At 59.2% G+C, this 19,815-nt stretch carries 22 protein-coding genes; 8 read left to right on the forward strand and 14 right to left on the reverse strand.

Annotated elements, in window-relative coordinates:
* Positions 1-76 precede the first annotated feature (76 nt).
* From fabF to fabD, 4 genes are all read right to left on the reverse strand, one after another.
* The gene (gene fabF, locus FHT73_RS06695; protein WP_112410675.1) at positions 77-1,339 is read right to left on the reverse strand and encodes a beta-ketoacyl-ACP synthase II; all 1,263 of its coding nucleotides are present in this window, start codon (positions 1,337-1,339) and stop codon (positions 77-79) included.
* Positions 1,340-1,453: 114 nt separating this feature from the next.
* On the reverse strand, positions 1,454-1,690 hold the full coding sequence (locus FHT73_RS06700; protein ID WP_004122114.1) for an acyl carrier protein: 237 nt from the start codon (positions 1,688-1,690) through the stop codon (positions 1,454-1,456).
* A 286-nt stretch (positions 1,691-1,976) separates the two neighbouring features.
* Positions 1,977-2,714 (reverse strand): 3-oxoacyl-[acyl-carrier-protein] reductase, encoded by a 738-nt coding sequence (gene fabG, locus FHT73_RS06705; protein ID WP_112607313.1) that lies wholly within the window; start codon positions 2,712-2,714, stop codon positions 1,977-1,979.
* Positions 2,715-2,739: 25 nt separating this feature from the next.
* Positions 2,740-3,684 (reverse strand): ACP S-malonyltransferase, encoded by a 945-nt coding sequence (gene fabD, locus FHT73_RS06710; RefSeq protein ID WP_183710488.1) that lies wholly within the window; start codon positions 3,682-3,684, stop codon positions 2,740-2,742.
* A gap of 194 nt (positions 3,685-3,878) precedes the next feature.
* Here fabD and FHT73_RS06715 point away from each other — a divergent pair, with 194 nt between their 5' ends.
* A complete protein-coding gene (locus FHT73_RS06715; protein WP_183710490.1) occupies positions 3,879-4,922 on the forward strand; it encodes an aldo/keto reductase in 1,044 nt (347 codons plus the stop codon).
* Positions 4,923-4,974: 52 nt separating this feature from the next.
* On the opposite strand, the gene FHT73_RS06720 is transcribed toward FHT73_RS06715, so the two are convergent.
* Both FHT73_RS06720 and FHT73_RS06725 read right to left on the reverse strand, forming a co-directional pair.
* On the reverse strand, positions 4,975-6,279 hold the full coding sequence (locus FHT73_RS06720; RefSeq protein ID WP_246712054.1) for a hypothetical protein: 1,305 nt from the start codon (positions 6,277-6,279) through the stop codon (positions 4,975-4,977).
* A 37-nt stretch (positions 6,280-6,316) separates the two neighbouring features.
* Positions 6,317-7,060, reverse strand: coding sequence for a phosphoglycerate mutase family protein (locus tag FHT73_RS06725; RefSeq protein WP_183710492.1), 744 nt, complete (start codon positions 7,058-7,060; stop codon positions 6,317-6,319).
* Positions 7,061-7,451: 391 nt separating this feature from the next.
* On the opposite strand from FHT73_RS06725, the gene rpsF reads away from it, so the two are divergent.
* The 4 genes from rpsF (at position 7,452) to rplI (ending at position 9,903) form a co-directional block, all read left to right on the forward strand.
* On the forward strand, positions 7,452-7,898 hold the full coding sequence (gene rpsF / locus FHT73_RS06730) for a 30S ribosomal protein S6 (RefSeq protein WP_015339354.1): 447 nt from the start codon (positions 7,452-7,454) through the stop codon (positions 7,896-7,898).
* 12 nt (positions 7,899-7,910) lie between these two features.
* Complete coding sequence (rpsR, locus tag FHT73_RS06735; protein ID WP_004122103.1) at positions 7,911-8,159, forward strand: 30S ribosomal protein S18; 249 nt, start codon at positions 7,911-7,913, stop codon at positions 8,157-8,159.
* A 165-nt stretch (positions 8,160-8,324) separates the two neighbouring features.
* Positions 8,325-9,305 carry a DUF2232 domain-containing protein gene (locus FHT73_RS06740; RefSeq protein ID WP_183710494.1) on the forward strand — a complete coding sequence of 327 codons (981 nt, stop codon included), beginning with the start codon at positions 8,325-8,327 and terminating at the stop codon, positions 9,303-9,305.
* 19 nt (positions 9,306-9,324) lie between these two features.
* The gene (gene rplI / locus FHT73_RS06745; protein WP_015339352.1) at positions 9,325-9,903 is read left to right on the forward strand and encodes a 50S ribosomal protein L9; all 579 of its coding nucleotides are present in this window, start codon (positions 9,325-9,327) and stop codon (positions 9,901-9,903) included.
* Positions 9,904-9,998: 95 nt separating this feature from the next.
* Here the strand turns inward: rplI and FHT73_RS06750 are convergent, their stop codons facing one another.
* The 3 genes from FHT73_RS06750 to FHT73_RS06760 are packed head-to-tail and all read right to left on the reverse strand — an operon-like array spanning position 9,999 to position 13,182.
* Positions 9,999-11,066 carry an HlyD family secretion protein gene (locus FHT73_RS06750; protein WP_183710496.1) on the reverse strand — a complete coding sequence of 356 codons (1,068 nt, stop codon included), beginning with the start codon at positions 11,064-11,066 and terminating at the stop codon, positions 9,999-10,001.
* A gap of 17 nt (positions 11,067-11,083) precedes the next feature.
* Positions 11,084-12,730, reverse strand: coding sequence for an MFS transporter (locus FHT73_RS06755; protein WP_183710498.1), 1,647 nt, complete (start codon positions 12,728-12,730; stop codon positions 11,084-11,086).
* Between the two features lie 8 nt (positions 12,731-12,738).
* The gene (locus tag FHT73_RS06760; RefSeq protein WP_112607325.1) at positions 12,739-13,182 is read right to left on the reverse strand and encodes a MarR family transcriptional regulator; all 444 of its coding nucleotides are present in this window, start codon (positions 13,180-13,182) and stop codon (positions 12,739-12,741) included.
* 347 nt (positions 13,183-13,529) lie between these two features.
* Here FHT73_RS06760 and FHT73_RS06765 point away from each other — a divergent pair, with 347 nt between their 5' ends.
* Positions 13,530-15,026 carry a replicative DNA helicase gene (locus tag FHT73_RS06765; RefSeq protein WP_112337927.1) on the forward strand — a complete coding sequence of 499 codons (1,497 nt, stop codon included), beginning with the start codon at positions 13,530-13,532 and terminating at the stop codon, positions 15,024-15,026.
* Between the two features lie 67 nt (positions 15,027-15,093).
* Here the strand turns inward: FHT73_RS06765 and FHT73_RS06770 are convergent, their stop codons facing one another.
* From FHT73_RS06770 to FHT73_RS06790, 5 genes are all read right to left on the reverse strand, one after another.
* Entirely contained in the window at positions 15,094-15,396 is a 303-nt protein-coding gene (locus tag FHT73_RS06770) for an AzlD domain-containing protein (RefSeq protein WP_112607327.1), read from the reverse strand.
* Entirely contained in the window at positions 15,393-16,097 is a 705-nt protein-coding gene (locus tag FHT73_RS06775; RefSeq protein WP_112607329.1) for an AzlC family ABC transporter permease, read from the reverse strand. The genes FHT73_RS06770 and FHT73_RS06775 overlap by 4 nt, the downstream gene beginning before the upstream one ends.
* A gap of 193 nt (positions 16,098-16,290) precedes the next feature.
* Entirely contained in the window at positions 16,291-17,112 is an 822-nt protein-coding gene (locus FHT73_RS06780) for an AraC family transcriptional regulator (protein WP_112607622.1), read from the reverse strand.
* Between the two features lie 312 nt (positions 17,113-17,424).
* A complete protein-coding gene (locus FHT73_RS06785) occupies positions 17,425-17,904 on the reverse strand; it encodes an SRPBCC family protein (protein ID WP_183711111.1) in 480 nt (159 codons plus the stop codon).
* Positions 17,905-17,908: 4 nt separating this feature from the next.
* On the reverse strand, positions 17,909-18,244 hold the full coding sequence (locus tag FHT73_RS06790) for a metalloregulator ArsR/SmtB family transcription factor (RefSeq protein ID WP_015339343.1): 336 nt from the start codon (positions 18,242-18,244) through the stop codon (positions 17,909-17,911).
* A gap of 148 nt (positions 18,245-18,392) precedes the next feature.
* Here FHT73_RS06790 and FHT73_RS06795 point away from each other — a divergent pair, with 148 nt between their 5' ends.
* Together FHT73_RS06795 and FHT73_RS06800 are read left to right on the forward strand one after the other, a co-directional pair.
* Positions 18,393-19,034 carry a dihydrofolate reductase family protein gene (locus tag FHT73_RS06795; protein ID WP_183710500.1) on the forward strand — a complete coding sequence of 214 codons (642 nt, stop codon included), beginning with the start codon at positions 18,393-18,395 and terminating at the stop codon, positions 19,032-19,034.
* A 221-nt stretch (positions 19,035-19,255) separates the two neighbouring features.
* Positions 19,256-19,756 carry a GFA family protein gene (locus tag FHT73_RS06800; protein ID WP_112337931.1) on the forward strand — a complete coding sequence of 167 codons (501 nt, stop codon included), beginning with the start codon at positions 19,256-19,258 and terminating at the stop codon, positions 19,754-19,756.
* Positions 19,757-19,815 lie beyond the last annotated feature (59 nt).

A 19,815-nucleotide genomic window follows, 5' to 3' on the forward strand; every position in this document is an offset into this window, starting at 1 on the left:
CGAAGGCGCAGCAACAATGAAGAATGCGGGCGAGGTTGCCGAAAGACATCCCCGCTGTCACCGTTATGCGTTGTTATTAAGCCTCATAGCGACGCAGAACAAGCGATGCATTCGTGCCGCCGAAGCCGAAGGAGTTCGATAGCGCGACGTTGATTTCGCGCTTGCGGGCCTTGTGCGGAACGAGATCGATGGCGGTTTCGCGTTCCGGATTGTCCAGATTGAGCGTCGGCGGGGCGATATTGTCGCGGATGGCGAGCGTGGCGAAGATCGCTTCGATCGCACCAGCGGCGCCGAGCAGATGGCCAGTGGCCGACTTGGTGGACGACATGGAGATCTTCGACGCGGCATTGCCGACCAGCCGCTCGACTGCGGCAAGCTCGATCGTATCCGCCATGGTGGAGGTACCGTGTGCATTGATGTAGTCGACATCGGCCGGCGTCAGACCTGCGCGCTTCAAAGCCGATGTCATACAGCGGAATGCGCCTTCGCCATCCTCGGACGGAGCAGTGATGTGGTGCGCATCGCCCGAGAGGCCGTAGCCTACCACTTCGGCATAGATCTTGGCGCCACGTGCCTTGGCGTGTTCGAGCTCTTCAAGCACGACGATCCCGGCGCCCTCGCCCATGACGAAGCCGTCACGGTCGCGATCATAGGGGCGCGAGGCCTTCTGAGGCGTATCGTTGAAGTCCGTCGACAGCGCCTTACAGGCGGCAAAGCCGGCAAGCGAAATGCGGCAGACCGGAGCTTCGGCACCGCCGGCAACCATGACATCGGCATCGCCGAGCATGATGAGGCGGGCGGCATCGCCGATCGCGTGCGCACCGGTCGAACATGCCGTGACGACGGCATGGTTCGGGCCGCGGAGCTTATGGCGGATCGAGACCTGCCCCGAAACGAGATTGATGAGACGCCCTGGGATGAAGAAGGGCGAGATGCGGCGCGGACCCTTGTCGCGCAGCGTATAGCCGGCTTCGACAATGCCTTCGAGGCCACCGATGCCCGAGCCGATCATCACGCCCGTTGCAATCTGATCCTCGTCCGTTTCCGGATGCCAGCCGGCATCGGCCAGCGCCATATCGGCGGCCGCCATGCCATAGATGATGAAGGGATCGACCTTGCGCTGCTCCTTCGGCTCCATCCAATCGTCAGCATTGAACGTGCCATCGGTGCCGTCGCCTACGGGAATTCGGCAGGCAATCTTTGCCGCAAGATCCTCGACCTCGAATTCAGTTACGAGGCGAGCGCCGTTGTGCCCAGCGAGCAACCGCGTCCAAGACACCTCAGTGCCACAGCCCAAAGGTGATACCATGCCGGTACCCGTGATAACGACACGTCTCATCGCCCGCAGACCCCCGTCTTTTTATGATGATATGCGTATAAATAGGTTTCGGCCGGCATCGCCGGACGAAATAGGGCGGACTCTTCAGCCCGCCCTGTTAAAAAGCGCGAATGATTAGGCCTGGGCCTTCTCAATGAACTTTACCGCGTCGCCGACCGTCAGGATCGAGTCGGCAGCGTCGTCCGGAATTTCAACGCCGAATTCTTCTTCGAAGGCCATGACCAGTTCGACGGTGTCGAGCGAGTCCGCACCCAGATCGTCGATAAAGCTTGCGCTTTCAACAACCTTGTCGGCGTCAACGCCAAGATGATCAACAACAATTTTCTTTACGCGTTCTGCGATATCGCTCATGTCGGTTTCCTCGACCTTATATCCTGATGAGAATGCCTTGTGACATCCCTACCCTAATTCAAACCTGCAGCATCTGTTCCGACGCCGCTGGCAAACCCGTTCAACCCGGCATTGAGATCCGGTCCAGCGCCTTGAATACGGCCCAGTCCGCCTGAATTTTCCGGACGACTGTTCACAGTCATGGCCCGCTTAACACGGTTTAAGTCTGTCGCAAAGCCAGAAAATAGCCGGCTCCGGGTTGCTCAACATGCTATTGGCGGGAAAGTACCCTCCAACAGCAATTCCTTTAGATCATTGCCATGCCGCCATTGACGTGGATCGTCTGACCCGTGACGTAGCTGGCTTCCGAAGATGCAAGATAGGCGACGGCGGAAGCGACTTCCGCGCCAGTGCCCATGCGCTTCATGGGAATGGCACCCATGATGGCTTCCTTCTGCTTGTCGTTCAGCTTGCCCGTCATCGCGCTTTCGATGAAACCCGGGGCAACGCAGTTGACCGTAACGTTGCGCGTCGCGATTTCCTGGGCTAGCGACTTGGTGAAGCCGATCATGCCGGCCTTGGAGGCGCAATAGTTCGCCTGGCCCGGATTGCCGGTCACACCGACGACCGAAGTGATGTTGATGATGCGACCATAGCGGCGCCGCATCATCGGATGGGTCAGCTCGCGCGTCAGGCGGAAAACGGCCGTCAGGTTGACTTCCAGAACGGCGTCCCAGTCATCGTCGCTCATGCGAACGAATAGGCCGTCCTTGGTGATGCCGGCATTGTTGACGAGAATATCGACGCCGCCAAGCTCCTCTTCGGCCTTGGCGCCGAGCGCCTTGACTTCGTCGCGGTCCGACAGGTTGGCCGGGAAGATCTTGACGCGATCGCCGAGTTCGGAGGCCAGCGTCTCGAGTTTTTCGACGCGCGTGCCGTGCAGGCCGACGATTGCACCCTGCTTGTGCAGGAGCCGAGCAATTTCTTCGCCGATGCCACCGGATGCACCGGTTACCAGGGCCTTGCGGCCGGTCAAATCAAGCATGTGTGTCCCTCGTTCCTTGAATATATCAGGCAAGCAATGCGGCAAGCGCCGTATCTATATCTGCAGCATTGTTGACGGCGATGCCGTTGACCGATTTGTCGATGCGGCGGGCAAGACCCGTCAGCACCTTGCCGGCGCCAATTTCATACAATGTCGTCACGTTGTTGGCGGCAAACCATTCCACCGTCTCGCGCCAGCGCACCTGTCCGGTGACCTGCTCGACGAGCAACCGCGCGATCTCATCGGCGTCGGTAACCGGAGCCGCCTTCACATTGGCGATAACAGGCACGACCGGTTTGGTCTTGGCGACGCCGGCAAGCGCTTCCCGCATGGCGTCCGCAGCAGGCGCCATCAATGCGGAATGGAACGGCGCGGAGACCGGCAGCAGAATCGCGCGTTTCGCGCCCTTGCCGGTCGCAAGTTCCGCTGCTTTTTCGACCGGGGCTTTCTCGCCGGAGATAACGATCTGGCCGCCGCCATTGTCATTGGCGATCTGGCAGGCGCCGAGCGCGGAAGCTTCTTCGCAAACCGCGATGACATCGGCATGTTCAAGGCCGATGATCGCAGCCATCGCGCCGACGCCGACCGGAACAGCCGCCTGCATGGCATTGCCGCGGATGCGCAGCAGGCGCGCCGTGTCGGCAAGCGAGAAGGTGCCGGCGGCACAGAGAGCGGAATATTCGCCGAGCGAATGACCAGCCACATAGGCGACCTTGCTCTTCAAATCGAGGCCACGCGCCTGCAGTACACGGATAACTGCCATCGACACTGCCATTAGCGCAGGTTGCGCATTGGCGGTCAGGGTCAGCTTATCTTCCGGGCCGTTGAAGATAACGTCGGAGAGCTTTTCACCGAGCGCATCATCGACTTCCTCGAAGACGGCGCGCGCCTCGGCGAAATTGTCGGCAAGGTCCTTGCCCATGCCGACGGCTTGGCTGCCCTGGCCGGGAAATGTGAAAGCAAAAGTCATTATAAAGCGTCCTTTTGGGGGTCGTTTTGCTTCCCAATGACATTGTTTGCAGCGGAGTCAATAGCGCAAGCCCCGCAGCCGCGCGCTTTTGCGGCTGCGAAGTGCAATGATTTTTTTCTTGCGCTCGCTCAGATCGAGCCTAAATTTGCTCGACCTCGTTCATTTTGACCTTCTCCCATCCCCAAGGTTTTCCCATGAAATATAAGAGATTAGGCCGCACCGATATTTCCGTTTCGCAGATCAGCCTGGGCACGATGACCTGGGGCACGCAGAACAGCGAAGCCGAAGCCCATGAGCAGATGGACTATGCCGTTCAGAAGGGCATCAATTTCTTCGACACCGCCGAAATGTATCCGACGACACCGGTGGGACCGGAGACTCAAGGCCGCACCGAAGAATATATCGGCACCTGGTTCGAAAAGAGCGGCAAGCGTAGGGATATCGTGCTCGCCACCAAGGTCGCCGGCCCGGGGCGCGAATATCTGCGCGGCGGACAAGGTCCAGATGCCGCCAATATCAACGCAGCTGTTGATGCCAGCCTGAAGCGGCTGAAGACCGACTACATCGATCTCTATCAGGTCCACTGGCCGAACCGCGGCCATTTCCATTTCCGTCAGAACTGGCGCTATAACCCCTTCAACCAGGATCGCGAGAAAGCGATCGCCGATATCACCGAAATCCTGGAGACGATGGGCGAGCTGGTGAAGGCCGGCAAGATCCGCGCCGTCGGCCTCTCGAACGAGACGACCTGGGGCATTCAGAAATATCTGACGATCGCCGAGCAGAAGGGCCTGCCGCGTGTCGCCACGACCCAGAACGAATACAACCTGCTCTATCGCCATTTCGACCTCGATCTGGCAGAACTGTCGCATCACGAAGATGTTGGGCTGCTCGCCTATTCGCCGCTCGCCGGCGGTATCCTCACCGGCAAATATGTCGGCGGCGCAAGGCCGGCCGGCTCGCGCGGCTCGATCAATCTCGATATCGGTGGCCGCCTGCAGCCGCTGCAGGAACCACCGGTGAAGGCCTATCTCGAAATCGCCGCCAAATACGGCATCGATCCTTCGAAACTGGCGCTCGCCTATTGCCTCACCAAGCCCTTCATGACCTCGGTTATCATCGGCGCGACGACGATGGCGCAACTCGAGACCGATGTGGCCGCCGCTTATGTGACCCTGCCCGACGAGGCGCTCGCAGAGATCGAGCAGGTCCATCGCAAGTATCCGATGCCGATGTAAAGCGTGTGCCGGTAAGATGCAAAACAATGAATAAACGGGCGAGTTCGCCCGTTTATTCGGCCGTTGCGGTGGACGCGCTGCAGCAGATTTCCCGAACGTAATTATTGCCGTGAGTTATGATCGCACTGAGAGGGATTTGTTTACTCCCCATAAGGTGCTGATATACCAGTGGCGCGATATTTTTGTCGTAGACGTCCTTGATGGTAACTGCATACCGGCCTTGGGCGGTCAAATGGACCGCCATGGGAGGATTTGCCCCCTTGGCCAGCTGGACAGCTGTCTTCAACACCGGATGGACGGTTATTTCGATATATTGTTTGCCAAAGCGATTTTCTTCAAATTCGCGCACCCACACCGCCGTCTGATGCATATAGCCAGACTTTTTGCCGATCGACACACGATACCAGTCGCCAATGCTCTTCTTGATCGTCAGCTCGCTCCCATTCGGGAAAGTCCCAATCGTCTTGGCGCTCATGTTCCGGCTTGTCTTCAGCGGGGCTGCACCTGTGTCGTCCTGAACAATGCCGTTTCTTGGGATCGGAACTTGCAGAAGCGGCGAATCCTCGCTCGTTGGCTGAGCCGCGTTGCGCGCTTCAGCACTCGTCACCGGAGCATCGTTAGACGACGATTTTGCCTCGAACTCCTGAAGCTCCTGGTATGACACTGTCGTTACCCTAAACTGTGTCATTTCGCTCGAGGACAGATAGCGTATATCGTTGCTGTCGTATTTGAGAGTGAGCTGCAGCAAGCCGGGATCGATGCCCATTTCATTCATATAGGCAATCACGTCGGCGGTCTGCCGCTGGACGGCTGCAACAGCGGTCTCGACATCCATCCCCTTTGTATCGCTGAACGAAGATTTGTGAACGCCGATCGAGCCCGGTTCGGCAAAACGGCCCACTCCGCCGAGAAACGATAGGGAGCAAGCCGAGGAGCATTCAGCGCTTCTGACAGCAAGAGTGCTGAGCCCCAGAGATCTAATCAGCCGACCGAGTTCCAGCGCTTTATAGACATTGCCACCGTGACTGTCGAAGCCGACATAAATAGCGCGGCTGGAAACAGCCTTATTACGGAAAAGGCTCAGATCATCATCGGCTTCGAAGCTGCCAATGACCGTGATATAGGTAATGCCATCATCCGCAGTTCGAACGTCGTAGCTCAGCCGAGCCGCGGCCTCTTGCGCAAGAAGAGCGAAGCCCAAAGCAAAACCCAGCAAAGCAAAGCTTTTCTTCACAGTCTTCACAGCCCATCCCCATCGCAGCCAAGCCATGAATTCCACAGCTCCAGCCGTTTCACAAGCCATGATTGCAAACACATTCGAGAGCCAGCCTTGCCGCTGAAATAAAAGCAGGCTCATGCAGCAGTGGAAAAGCCATGCCTACGGCAAGCAACTATTACTCCGCCTTCGGCGCAATCGCCAATTCGGAACCATAAGCCTCCTTCAATTCTTCCTGCCCTTTCACACGGTCCGTGGACTTGTGAAGCAGGATCGACCGATAACCCTCCGAATTGCGCCCTTCAATCAAGGTGACGTCGGCATTTCCCGGATTGTCCGAGCGCTCGAACCAATCGACCGGGTGGTGCAGGAAGTTCATCTCGAAAGCGCGGTTGGTGACGCCGTGGCCGACGATGATGACATTGTTTCTGCCGTTTTCGGCGTCGTGCATGACGGTCTGCAGGAACAGACGGACGCGCTGGGCGACATCGGCGCGGCTTTCGCCATCCGGCGGACGCGCGTAGAACTTGCCGTTATTGTTGCGCAGCCTGGCCCATTTCTCGAACTCGTCGGGGAATTTCCGTTTCTGTTCGGCGTGATCGTAGATCTCGGTGAAGAGCCCGAAATCCTGCTCGCGCAGGAGATAATCCTCTCTCACATCCCTGACCAGATCGGCAGGCAGAACCGCCAGCAGGGCATCCTTGCTCTGCCGCGTCCTCAGGAAGGGCGAGTACCAGACGCTCAGCTTGCGCAACTCGGCTGGTGGCAGTCCCTTCAGATGGGCTGATATCGCCTCCCCTGCCTCCAAAACCTGCCGATAGCCCCATTCGGTCAAGGGCACATTGTAATCGCCGAACTGCCGATAGGCTCGGTCGTCTATATTGCCGAGGGATTCGCCGTGCCGAACGAGAAAGATGCGCATGAACCATCCCTGTTGCTACAATTCGCATCCCATAATATGTGAGAGCGCGGCGGGTGCAACGCTGCGGCGAACGGGAGCTCACGATTTGGCCCGAGCATCAACGCCGCTCAGGGGCAAAACGGCATAATTTCGCCCGCACCCTTGCCTTTCGGAGAAAAATCCGTATAAGCCGCCCTGTTCGCAACCCGGTCTTCTGGCTGGTGGCTGAACGGAGGGCCGGTTTTCCGCAAGGGGAATCGTTCGGAACGGAAGCGTTCCAGCCTCCCGTGTCTCCGCTCTCGACCGTCTCGGAAACGCTTTTCTTGCTTGGGTTTACCCTCTCAGGAGCAGTCGTTGAGGCTTAGCCGCCGAATATCGGGTTCAGACCAACGCAAGAAAGGCAAAGCTATCCATGGCTCTTTACGAACATGTATTCCTTGCCCGGCAGGATATTTCCGCTCAGCAGGTCGACGCCCTCGTAGAACAGTACAAGGGTGTCATCGAAGCTCACGGCGGTAAAGTCGGGCGTATCGAGAACTGGGGCCTCAAGTCCCTTACCTACCGCATCAAGAAGAACCGCAAGGCTCACTACGCCCTGATGGACATCGATGCTCCGGCCGCTGCGATCCAGGAAATGGAACGCCAGATGCGCATCAGCGAAGACGTCCTGCGTTACATGACGATCGCTGTCGAGAAGCACGAAGATGGCCCGTCGGCCATGATGCAGAAGCGCGACCGTGACGACCGTCCGCGCCGCGATGGCGACCGTCCGGAGCGCAGCTTCGGCGATCGTGGTCCGCGCCCGGATCGTGGTGACCGCGAAGACCGTCCGCGCCGTCCGCGCGAAGACCGCGTATAAGGAGATTTGAGAATGTCTGAAGTTTCCTCCGCACCGGTCCGCCGTCCGTTCCATCGCCGCCGCAAGACCTGCCCGTTCTCGGGCGCCAATGCGCCACGCATCGACTACAAGGACGTTCGTCTCCTGCAGCGCTACATTTCCGAGCGCGGCAAGATCGTTCCGTCCCGCATCACGGCCGTTTCCCAGAAGAAGCAGCGCGAACTCGCCCAGGCGATCAAGCGCGCGCGCTTCCTCGGCCTGCTGCCTTACGTCGTCGCTTAATATAAGCTGACGCCGACTGAATTAGAGGGAAGGCAGCGATGCCTTCCCTTCTCCCTTTCGCGATGGGCGCGGATCGGAACCTTGAAACCCCATGTTGGGGATAAGCTTTCACGCCCGCGTGGCGAAGGCATCCTCTAACTGCTCGATACGAAGCAGGACAGCGACGTGAAAAAGTTGAACGCAAAAGAGCTTGGCATCGGCACGCTCGCCGGTCTGACCGCCGCCCTACTCGTGTATGGCGCGACCCTTCAGCCATTGTTGTTCATCCTGTTCGGCGCGCTTTCCGCTCTCCCGATTCTGATCGCCGGCCTCGGCTGGGGCAATATCGCCGTCATCGTTGCCGTCATGGTTGCCGGCATCGTCGGCACGATCATCGCACCCTCGATCTATTTCGGGCTCTTCGTCGTTCTCTTGACGCTGATACCCGCTTGGCTCAGCCATCTCGCCAATCTGGCGCGTCCTGCCTCTGAACTTGGTGGGCCGGATAATCTGATGGCCTGGTATCCGCTCTCCGACATCATGCTGCATCTGTGCGGCCTTGCAGCCGTCGTCATCATCGTCGCCGGCGCGGTCATGGGTTACGGTGCCGATTTAGTGGGACAAGTCGTCGACGCCTACATGGCCGCGGTGAACCAGCAGTCTCCCGATCTTCAGCTCAATCCGGTTGCGATCGTGAAGATGAAGTCGCTGATGCTCTACATGATTCCGATCGCCTGGGGCATGATCTGGGTCATGATGCTGCTGGCCGCCTATTATGTAGCGACCCGCATTGTCGCGGCCTCGAGCCACAATCTACGTCCGCGCGACGATATCCCCTCGTCGCTGCGTATGAACCGCAATGCGATCTTCGTCTTTCTCGTGGCGATCGTCGCGATCTTCTTCGGTGGCGTTCTCGGCCTCATCGCCGCCGCCGTGCTTGGCGCCTTTGGCGCGGGCTTCATCGTTTCCGGCTTTGCCTCGCTGCACTACCGGACGCGGGGCAAGGACTGGCGTCTGCCGGTTCTGATCATCTGCTACCTGGTATGCTTCTTTGTGACGCTGCCGCTCTTCATCATCCTTGTTCTCGGCCTCTACGATACTCGCAAGGCGATATCGCTCACCCCGAACAAGAATGCCGACACACCCAAACAAGACACGAAAATCTGACATCGAAAGGAACAAGAAAATGGAAGTCATTCTTCTCGAACGCATCTCCAAGCTCGGCCAGATGGGCGAAACCGTCAAGGTTCGCGACGGCTTTGCCCGTAACTACCTGCTGCCGCTCGGCAAGGCGCTGCGCGCCAACGCCGCCAACAAGGCTCGTTTCGAAGCCGAGCGCGCCACGCTCGAAGCCCGCAACCTCGAGCGCAAGAGCGAAGCCCAGAAGGTTGCCGACGTTCTCGGCGGCAAGTCCTTCATCGTCGTTCGCTCGGCTGGCGAAACCGGCCAGCTCTACGGTTCGGTCGCTGCTCGTGACGTCGTCGAAATCCTCGCCGCCGAAGGCTTCAACATCGGCCGCAGCCAGGTTCACATGAACACGCCGATCAAGGCTATCGGCCTGCACGATGTTGCCATCGGGCTTCACGCCGAAGTCGAAATCAAGGTTGAACTCAACGTCGCCCGTTCCGCTGAAGAAGCCGAGCGTCAGGCCAAGGGCGAAACCCTCACCTCCGCAGACGCCATCTACGGCGTTGACGAAGACGCGCTGCGTCCGGAAGATTTCTTCGATCCGGAAGCTGACCGCGACGGCGAAGAAGAAGCTTGATCCTCAAGCCTTCTCCAGAACTGTGAATGAAAGAAAGCCTGGGTCCTCGACCCAGGCTTTTTGGTTATTGGCAGACGATAAGGCGAACGCCTCTGTCAGTCGTTATTCCTGGGCTCCGGCAGTGGAGCCGAATCCTTGTCAATCGAAACGACGACGGACATGCCAGGCGCCAACTGGTCGGCGAGTGGCTGTCCATCCTCGATCTTGATCCTTACACCGAGACGCTGGGCGACCTTGGTGAAATTGCCCGTGGCGTTGTCGGGCCTGATGACGGCAAATTCGGAACCCGCTGCCGGAGAGAAACGCTGGATGCGGCCCTTGATCTCGCGACGCCCGAGCGCATCCACGGAAATCGTGGCGGGCTGGTCGAGCTTCATGCCATCGAGCTGCGTTTCCTTGAAATTGGCTATGACCCAGACGTCCTTCGGCACTAGGTTCATCAGCTGCGTACCTGGTGTCACATATTGGCCGAGGCGTACGCCAACTTCCCCAATGCGGCCGTCCTGCGGCGCCCTGATGGTCGTGTTGTCGAGATCGATATCGGCAAGCTGCACGGCAGCCTCCGCGCCGCTGACACCGGCTTCCAGGGAGGCGCGGTTGACGATGATCGTCGTCAGGTTCTGCTCAGAGACGTCGAGAGCGGCCTTTGCCTGATTGACCGATGCCTGAGCCTGCTGCAGCGTCGCCTGCGCCTGTTCGGAATCGCTCGTGGTCGAGACACCTCTGGAGACCAGTGTCGTGACGCGATCGAAGGCAAACTGGGCACGCTTCAACGCTGCATTGGCGCTATCGATCTGCGCCTGGCTGGAGACGATGCCGGCCTTGGCGGCCTGCTCCTGCTGCTGCGAATTGGCAAGTGCCGCCTTCTGCCCGTCCAGCGTCGCGTGGGCTTGCGCCACCTTCTGCTTGTAGATGCGGTCGTCGATCTGGGCGAGCACATCGCCCTCCTTGACGAGCTTATAGTCCTTGATCGGCACGTCGGTGATATAGCCGCTGACCTGCGGGCTGATCGTGGTGACATAGCCTTTGACATAGGCGTCGTCCGTGGTCTCGACGGAGGTTTTGAACGGCGGCAGATGCCAGGCATAAAGTATCAGCATGACGCCGCCGACACCGGCGAGCACGGCGATGACTTCGATTGGAGAGCGAACGAGCCTCGACATGGAGCTATTTCATATCCTCATGGGTTGGATGTCACGACCTCAGCCCGACCGTCGGCCAGGCGAGCCCTGACGAATCGGAAGAAGACATGGATTGAGAGGCCGGCAAGCGACAGGAAGGCGATTACGGCGGCAGTGAAGAAGGCATCTCCATAGGCGAGCATATTGGCCTCGCGGCTGACCTGCGCACCGAGCAGCGCCAGCCCCTCCGCCTTCAGGAGCGCGCTATCCCCGATCACCTTGCCATAGGAGGATGAAAGCTGGCTGACGCGGGTGGCCACATGCGGATCCGTCAGCAGCACGCGCTCGGTCAGGACGGCGGAATGGAACTTCTCGCGAATGGTGATCAGCGTGCCGTAGAAGGCTGAGCCGATCAGGCCGCCGATACTTTGCGTGAAGGTGAAGACGACAAAGAAGGTCACCAGATAGGGGGGACCCTTGGATATAGCCTCCTTGAAGCCTTGCGACATGGAGGGCGGCAGGAACAGGGCCGCGCCGGCTGCGACCAGCGCCTGGCTGAAATACATCTGCTCAGGACGGGTCAGGTTCGTCACCTGCGAATCCATCAGCGAGCCCACCCCCATCAGGATAAGCGCGGCGAACTGGATCTGCCACGTGTAGCCGTAGCTCATGAACACGGTGCAGATGAGCCCGCCTATGATGGAGAAGGCCAGGATGATCCAGTACAGAATGGAAAGCTGATCATAGAGGAGCCCGACCGCGTTCTGATAAAAGGTCATGATGACCGAGGTCTGCTCGGCGGCAATGATGCGGAAGACCAGCAGGATCGCCGTCAGATGCAGAATTTCCGGCCGAAGCAGCCAGCGAACGTCGATCAAAGGCGTCGACCGCCTCAGCTCGACGACAATGGCAACGGTCAGGGACGCGATGGCAATCACCAGGACGACCCCGAGCCATGGCACCTCCAGCCACCAGTAGAGGCGCCCGACCGACAGGGCGACGGCCAGACAGCCGAAACCGATCGCCACGAGAAGGTAGCTGAAGATATCGCCCAGCACGATGACTTTTACACGCGGCGGCGGTGTCAGCGGCAGCAGATAGATGATCGGCATGACGAGGAGCGCCAACGCCATCTCGAGCGTGTACAGGCTACGCCATTCGCCATAGTCCAGCAGCGAGGGTGACACGAGGCGCGTGATGGGAGCGGCAAGCAGCGTGTTCATCATCGCCAGGCTGACGCCAACAGTCATCTTCTTCGCCGGCTCGAAGGCCTCCAGCATATAAAGGAAGCCGAGTGTCGACAGCGGCGCGCCGGCAATTCCGCTCAGGAAGCGGACGACGATCGCAGAATGCAGGTCGGAGACGAAGAGATTGAGCAGCGAGGCGAGCACGAAGCCGAGAATGCTGACCTCGGCGAAATTGCGCACGCCATATTGAAGGCGAATCTTCACTAGAGCGATGGCGAGGCTGACATTAGGCGCCATATAGGCGGCAGAAAGCCACGCCGATTCTGTGGTGGTCGCCGCAATGGTTCCCTGAATCTGCGTAAGGTTGGCGAAGGCAAGATTAAGACCCAGACCCTGGGTCAGGAAGAACAGAACGGATGCCGCAATATAGAGCGGCACTTTCCAGCCCGGCATAGGCGGTGGAGCGGGCGGGACGGCGTTGGCTTGCGCATTGGCGACCGGGCCCGGATCCCCGCTCATGCATTACCTCATGATTTGCCGATATTCTGAAGATTGGCAGTCATGGCGCGAATAACCTTCAGCGCCATGCCGACATCCTCGTCCGAAATCCCCTCCAAGATATCCGCGCGCACACCGGTGGCAAGAGCTTCGACCTCCGCAGCAACGACTTTTCCGGATTCCGTTATGAAGATTTGCTTGGCGCGGCGATCGGATACGGCGGCCCGACGTTCGATGAAATTCTGCGCCTCCATCGCATCAAGGATGCGTACGAGCGTCGGCGTTTCCAGCTCCAGCTCGTCGGCAAGCTCCCTCTGGTTTATCCCATCCCGGCGGGAGAGCTTGCGAAAAACCCTCGCACGGGAAAGGGTCATGCCGTGCTCGCGAACGAGGGCGTCAAAAGCCGCCCTCAGCTTGCGATTGAACGAAGAGAGGTCGTCGAAGAGTTCTTGTCTTGATGGCGCACCTGGCATTATTGCAGCTTTATATAATTAGCATCCTACCCTAATTAAAGGGAATACCCGGATTTCCCCAGCTTTTCAAGCATGATAGCCGCAACAATTGATGTACACGGCGAAAGACCCGGCTAAAATATCCCCACGGATGATTTGCATATGTGATTCGTGTGTCGATCTTTTCGTTGCAAAGTGGTCACAAGGGATTTTTTACGTCCCGGCAATCTGCGCCTGTGGACGAGTGGAAAAACGTTGATAGGCCGGACCTATTCGCCCCACTCCGCGTGGACGCTCATTTGCACGGTTGACCATGACATCGGATCGTCGCAAACCAGTCGACACCCTAAAGCATGAAGAGATGGAAAATGAACGAAGCTGCGCGCAAGCTCGCCGCCATTGCCCCCGCCGACCAGCACTATCGCGAAGCGCCCAATAACATTGAGGCGGAACAGGCTCTGCTCGGCGCCATTCTCGTCAATAACGATGCCTATTACCGCGTCTCCGACTTCCTGAAGCCGATTCATCTTTACGAACCGCTGCACCGCAAGATCTTCGAGGTCGCCGGCGACATCATCCGCATGGGCAAGACCGCCAACCCCGTCACGATCAAGAGTTTCGTGCCGGCGGACGAGAAGGTCGGCGACATGACGGTTGCGCAATATCTAGCGCGGCTTGCCGTCGAAGCCGTGTCGATCATCAATGCGGAAGACTATGGCCGCGCCATCTACGATCTGGCGCTGCGCCGCGCGCTGATCACCATCGGCGAGGACATGGTCAACATCGCCTATGACGCACCGCTCGACATGCCTCCGCAGACGCAGATCGAGGATACGGAGCGCCGGCTGTTCGAGCTTGCCGAGAATGGCCGCTACGACGGCGGTTTCCAGTCGTTCAACGATGCCGTGGCGCTCGCGATCGACATGGCGGCCGTCGCCAAAGAGCGTGACGGCGGCCTCTCCGGCATCTCCACGGGCATCCACTCGCTTGATAGCAAGATGGGCGGCCTGCAGCGCTCCGACTTGATCGTCCTTGCCGGTCGCCCCGGCATGGGTAAGACCTCGCTTGCGACCAACATCGCCTACAATATCGCCGCCGCTTACGAGGGCGAAGTCCAAGCGGATGGCTCGATGAAGGCGAAGAACGGCGGCGTCGTCGGCTTCTACTCCCTGGAAATGTCGTCCGAACAGCTCGCCACGCGTATCATCTCCGAGCAGACGGAGGTCTCCTCGTCGAAGATCCGACGCGGCGATATCAATGACGCCGATTTCGAAAAGCTCGTCGCCTGCTCTATGATGATGCAGAAGGTGCCGCTCTATATCGACCAGACCGGCGGTATCTCCATCGCCCAGCTTTCCGCGCGTGCCCGACGCCTGAAACGCCAGCGCGGCCTCGACGTTCTAGTGGTCGACTATGTGCAGCTGATGACCGGCTCCGGCAAATCGAACGAGAACCGTGTTCAGGAAATTACCCAGATCACCACCGGACTGAAGGCGCTCGGCAAAGAATTGAACGTGCCGATCATCGCGCTCTCCCAGCTCTCGCGTGCAGTCGAAAGCCGCGACGACAAGCGGCCTCAGCTTTCCGACCTGCGTGAATCCGGTTCGATCGAGCAGGACGCCGACGTCGTACTCTTCGTGTTTCGCGAGGAATATTACGTCAAGAACCAGGAGCCGCGCGATCCGAACGACCCGAAATATGGGGAATGGGAAGCCCTGTTCGACCGCGTCAAAGGCACGGCCGACGTCATCATCGCCAAGCAGCGCCACGGACCGACGGGCACGGTGAAGCTCGCCTTCCAGTCGGAATTCACGCGCTTTGCCGATCTCGCCGACCCATCTTTCACGCAATATGAGGAACATTGACACGAAGCTTGACGCGTCAATATTCCGCTGGGACGGACAACCGCTTCGCACTTTTCCCGGAGACGCTTCACAGTCCCGCAGCTCGCAGCAAAGCCACCGTCGCAACACCAACAACAACGCTTGCCAGCATCGGCAAGCGGCGGGAGGCGATTGCGGTGGCCGCGCAGGCCAGCGCCTCCGCCCAGCCGGTAGCAAAAGCCGTCGGAGCAATGACGGCCATCAGCACAGCCGGTGGAATAGCTTCGATTGCGGTTCGCCGGCGCTCGTCGATCTTCACGTAGCGAATCAAGACAAGACCGCCAACACGGGTGAAGATCGTTGCGGCAGCCATGGCGAGGATGGCCAGCAGTGTGTTGAGATCGAGCGTCATGCCGCCTGCTCCCGCGCCCGGCCTTTCCAGAAAGCCATTCCCAGTCCCGCCAGCGCGCCGGCTGCAATATGCCAGACACCGGGCACGAACTGGTGGACAGCAACGGCTGCAATTCCGCTCGCAGCAAGCACCGCGCCGGTTTCCGGTCCTTTCCAAAAGCCCATGACCAGCACGATGAAGACAGCGGGAAAGGCGAAGTCGAGACCGATGACGGCGGGGTTGCCGAGAAAGGCGCCAAGCAGAGCACCCGCAAGCGACGAGCCGACCCAGGCCAAATAGAAGGGCGTGACGATGCCCGCATACCAGGCGGGTGTGAGCCGCAACGTGCCGGCGCGGAATTCCGCCATAGCCCAAATCTCGTCGGCGAGAAACAGCATGGCGATATAGCGTTTGATGCCGGAGAAAGACTGCATCTTCGTGCCGATCGAAGCGCTCATCAGCAAGTGCCTGACATTGACGAGCAAGGCCGCGAAGCCGGCGCCAATCCAGCTTGCGGGATGTGTCCAGATATCCATCGCCACGAATTGCGAGCCGCCGGCGAAGACGAGCGCGCTCATCAGTGTGGTCTCCAGCGGCGAAAGCCCCTTCGTCGCCGAAACCGCGCCGAACACGAGGCCGATCGGCAGGACGGCGACGATCAGCGGAAAAATGGCACGCATCCCGGCGTTGAATTCGCCGGCCGGCCGGCTTTGCTGCAACATTGGCAACCTCCACTTCAACAATGACGAAGAGGTAGCCGACGGCATCTGGCGCTGTATTGAACGAAAGTGACTAGAGCTCCATCCAGAATCGGCAAAGCGTTTTCAACATTCGCAGGAAAGCGAAATGCTCTATGTATTTGTTTCTTTACGTATTCCGGATGGAAAACCGCTGCGCACTTTTCCTGGGAATGCTCTAGCCGACGCGGAATTGACCGGGGGTGACGCCGGTGCGCGATTTGAAGTGGCGCGTGAAATGCGCCTGATCGGCGAAACCGCATTCCATGGCGACATCGGCCGGCATGCGGCCTTCCCTGAGCAATCGGCGGGCAACGATGACGCGCCGGTCGGTCAGAAAGGCATGGGGCGTGATATGATACTCCCTCCGGAAAGCGCGGATCAGGTGCGCGCGGCTCAGCCCCGCAATCTTGGCCAACTCCTCCAATCCGATATCGCTGTCGAAATTCTCACTGAGGTAATCGCGGGCGCGCGCGACGGCGCTACGCTCCTTCGTATCGACGGGAAGGATGATAGTGCTGCCGTAGCGCGCAAAGAGCGCCGCCAGCACCGAGAACATGCCTTCATCGGATTCCAGCGCGCCGGCGCCGCTCTCAAGTGTGCGGTGCGCCTTGTGGAAGGCGCTGGCAAGCTGCGGATCACGCAACAACGAACGAGCGAAAGATGGCGTCGCGTTGAAGGCTTTGCCCGTGACGTCTTCCAGAATGTCGACGAAGAGCTTCGCGTCCGGGTAAATCATGCGGTAGCGATAGCCCCCGCCGCCCGGAGCGCCGTCATGCACGATGCCAGGATTGATCAGATAGAGATCGCCCGGCCCGGTTTCTTCGCGCCTGCCGCGCAGCGTGGCGATCTGGCTACCGCTTTCGATCGCCCCGATACTGAAGGTGTCGTGCGCATGCGGCGCATATTCATGCGTCACAAAGCTTGCGCTCAGGCATTCCATGCCGCGAAAGCGACCGTCCCGCCAGAAGCGGGTCGTTTCCACCTTGGCAAGCGGCATGGCGTCAGCCGCCTCTTTCTGCGAAACGTTCTGCATATCAGCACATTATCGAGCCGGCTGCCGCGCGTCTTGAACAAAAGTGATCGCATATGAGAAAGGCTGGTATCCAGCCTTTCCGCGCTTTCTCCTTGCCACAATCCTCTCTACAACTTGGTTATCATTGAGGCGATTCATGACAGATTTTCCCTCCCCTTCTGAGGCGGCGATGCCTTCACTTTCGCGGCCTGATCTCGACGCGCTCGCCGAAACCGGCGCAAGCATGGGCGGGGAAGATTTGCGTAGAGAGACCCCTCTGCTTTGATGGATCACACGTCAGCCGTCCAACCATGCTGCGAGGCCATCCAGCGTCTGTAGGCCGTATTCGACCGCGCCGAAGCCGATGACGAACCGGCGCCGCTCGGGGCTGGGGTGGAGTTGGCGCAGGGTAAGAACCGTCTTGCCGTCGGCTTGCTCATCGAAGGTCACTGTGACGCGGAAACGATCGGGGTCATTGGGCTCCGGCGTGCCATGGTCCATCACAATCCGCTCGTTCGGGACGATCTCCAGAAAGCGCATGAGGTTCGCAAAGCGCTGCTTCCGACCCTCGAACACGCCCACCATGTCGAACCGCCAGATCCCGCCCTCGCAGATGTCGGCTTCGTGGTTCTCAATTTCAAATCCGGCCGGACCGTACCATTCGGCGAGGGCCTTGGGGTCCATCCACGCGGCAAAGACCTTGTCGCGCGGATGATTCAGCAGTTTCACCAGCACGATTTCCCTATCGAGCGCCCAAGTTTCGAACGGGTTTGCCATGTTCTCAATCATCCTCTTCCTTCTTGTCCAAGTAGACTTCCAGGCGATCCAATCGTTCGGTCCAGCGCCTGCGCTCTGCCTCCATCCAGTCCGCAGCCTCGTCGAAGCGCGCCTGCACCAGCCGGCACCAGCGGCTGCGCCCCCGCTTCTCGCTAGCGATCAGTCCACAATCCTCCAGCACCTTGAGATGCTGGGCGAAGGAGGGCAGTGCCATGTCGAAAGGTTCGGCAAGGATGCTGACCGGCACCTCGCCCTCAGCCAGCCGCGATACCACCGCGCGGCGGGTCGGGTCGCTGAGAGCATGAAAGGCAAGATCGAGGGGCGTCGAATGGTAAGGCATATGACTCGGTAAAACGTCTTCAACCTTTAGTCAACAACAATAAGGTACTTGCCTTAGTGTCTGCATCTTATATAAAGGCACTTACCTTAGTATTGAGCTCCGGACTGCTGGAGCAGCTATGGTGCAACCACTCGCAAGGAGAGCTCCAGTGGCAATACGTGTCGATCTCATGATCTCGCTCGACGGGTTCGCAACGACGACGGATCAGACACCCGAAACCCCGTTTGGCGAGGACTGGCCGCGTCTCGTCGGCGCATATGTTGCAACGCGAACGTTTCGCGAGCGCGTCCTCAAGGATACCAGCGGAACCGGGACCACAGGTGTCGACGATAATTACGCCAGAGAATACTTCGAGAACGTGGGTGCCGAGATCATGGGCGCCGGCATGTTCGGGCTGCACAACTTCCCCGACGACCCGAATTGGCAGGGCTGGTGGGGCGAAGAACCGCCCTTCCGCGTCCCAGTCTTCGTCCTCACTCATACTCCCAGACCCTCCCTGGAGATGGCTGGCGGCACCGTCTTCCATTTCCTCAGCGCGGCGCCGACCGGTTTGCTCCAGCAAGCTGTCAAGGCGGCGGACGGTAAAGACGTAAGGATCGGCGGTGGCCCTACGGTCGTTCGCGACTTTCTGAAGGCGGGCCTTGTCGATCGTCTTCATGTCGCGATCACGCCGATTCTGCTCGGACGAGGCATACGCCTGTGGGACGATCTGCGCGGCCTGGAAGCTGGCTATGCGGTCAAATCAGAAACCGCGCCGAGCGGCACTATCCATCTCACCTTCCAACGCTAGCCGCCTGCCTCTGGCCTACCAGCGCGCACCAGAACTTCGCTGCCGCGAGGCCATCCAAACAGTCTCTGCGAACTTCGGCCGCCGCTTATAACCGGTGGCCGAAGCGAAAGTCATAGGTAGACGTCTGAAGGCGTGATCGGATCCGTCGTTCTGCTGGACGATCAAAAGATGAAAACCTAAAAAGCATTAAGCCCAAACCCGCCCTTGAAGGAGGAGAAAAATTGAAGCGCATCGAGATGAAGATAAGCGGCGGCTGCCAGTGTGGTGCTGTGCGCTACCACGCAAGCGCTATGCTCGATAATTCGCATCTCTGCCACTGCCGCATGTGCCAGAAAGCCTCTGGCAACATCTTTGCCGCGCTCGTCGCCGCGCCTAATGATGCGCTCACCTGGACACGCGGCAAGCCGAGCGTCTGGAAGAGCTCGGAGCTTGTCGAGCGCGGCTTCTGTGCCAATTGCGGCACGCCATTGTTTTTCCATCACCTCGAAAACGGCCGCACCAACCTGATGATCGGTTCGCTGGACGATCCGCACGCCTTCCCGCCACATGCCAACACCTGCACCGAGAACATGGTGGCCTGGTTCAATACGATCACGGGCATAGAAAATACCGGTGCGACCGAAAATAACGGCGCCGATTGGGCTGCGGCGATCAAGACGAGCAACAACCAGCATCCTGATCGCGATACCGCCTCATGGCCGGTGAGATGGCGTGACGACTGAGTCCTATTCCGGCCTTTGCCGGCGGGGTACTGTCCGTTGCCGCTATTGCGAAATAGCCA

Source organism: Rhizobium sp. BK098, from assembly GCF_014193155.1.
GTDB lineage: Bacteria > Pseudomonadota > Alphaproteobacteria > Rhizobiales > Rhizobiaceae > Rhizobium.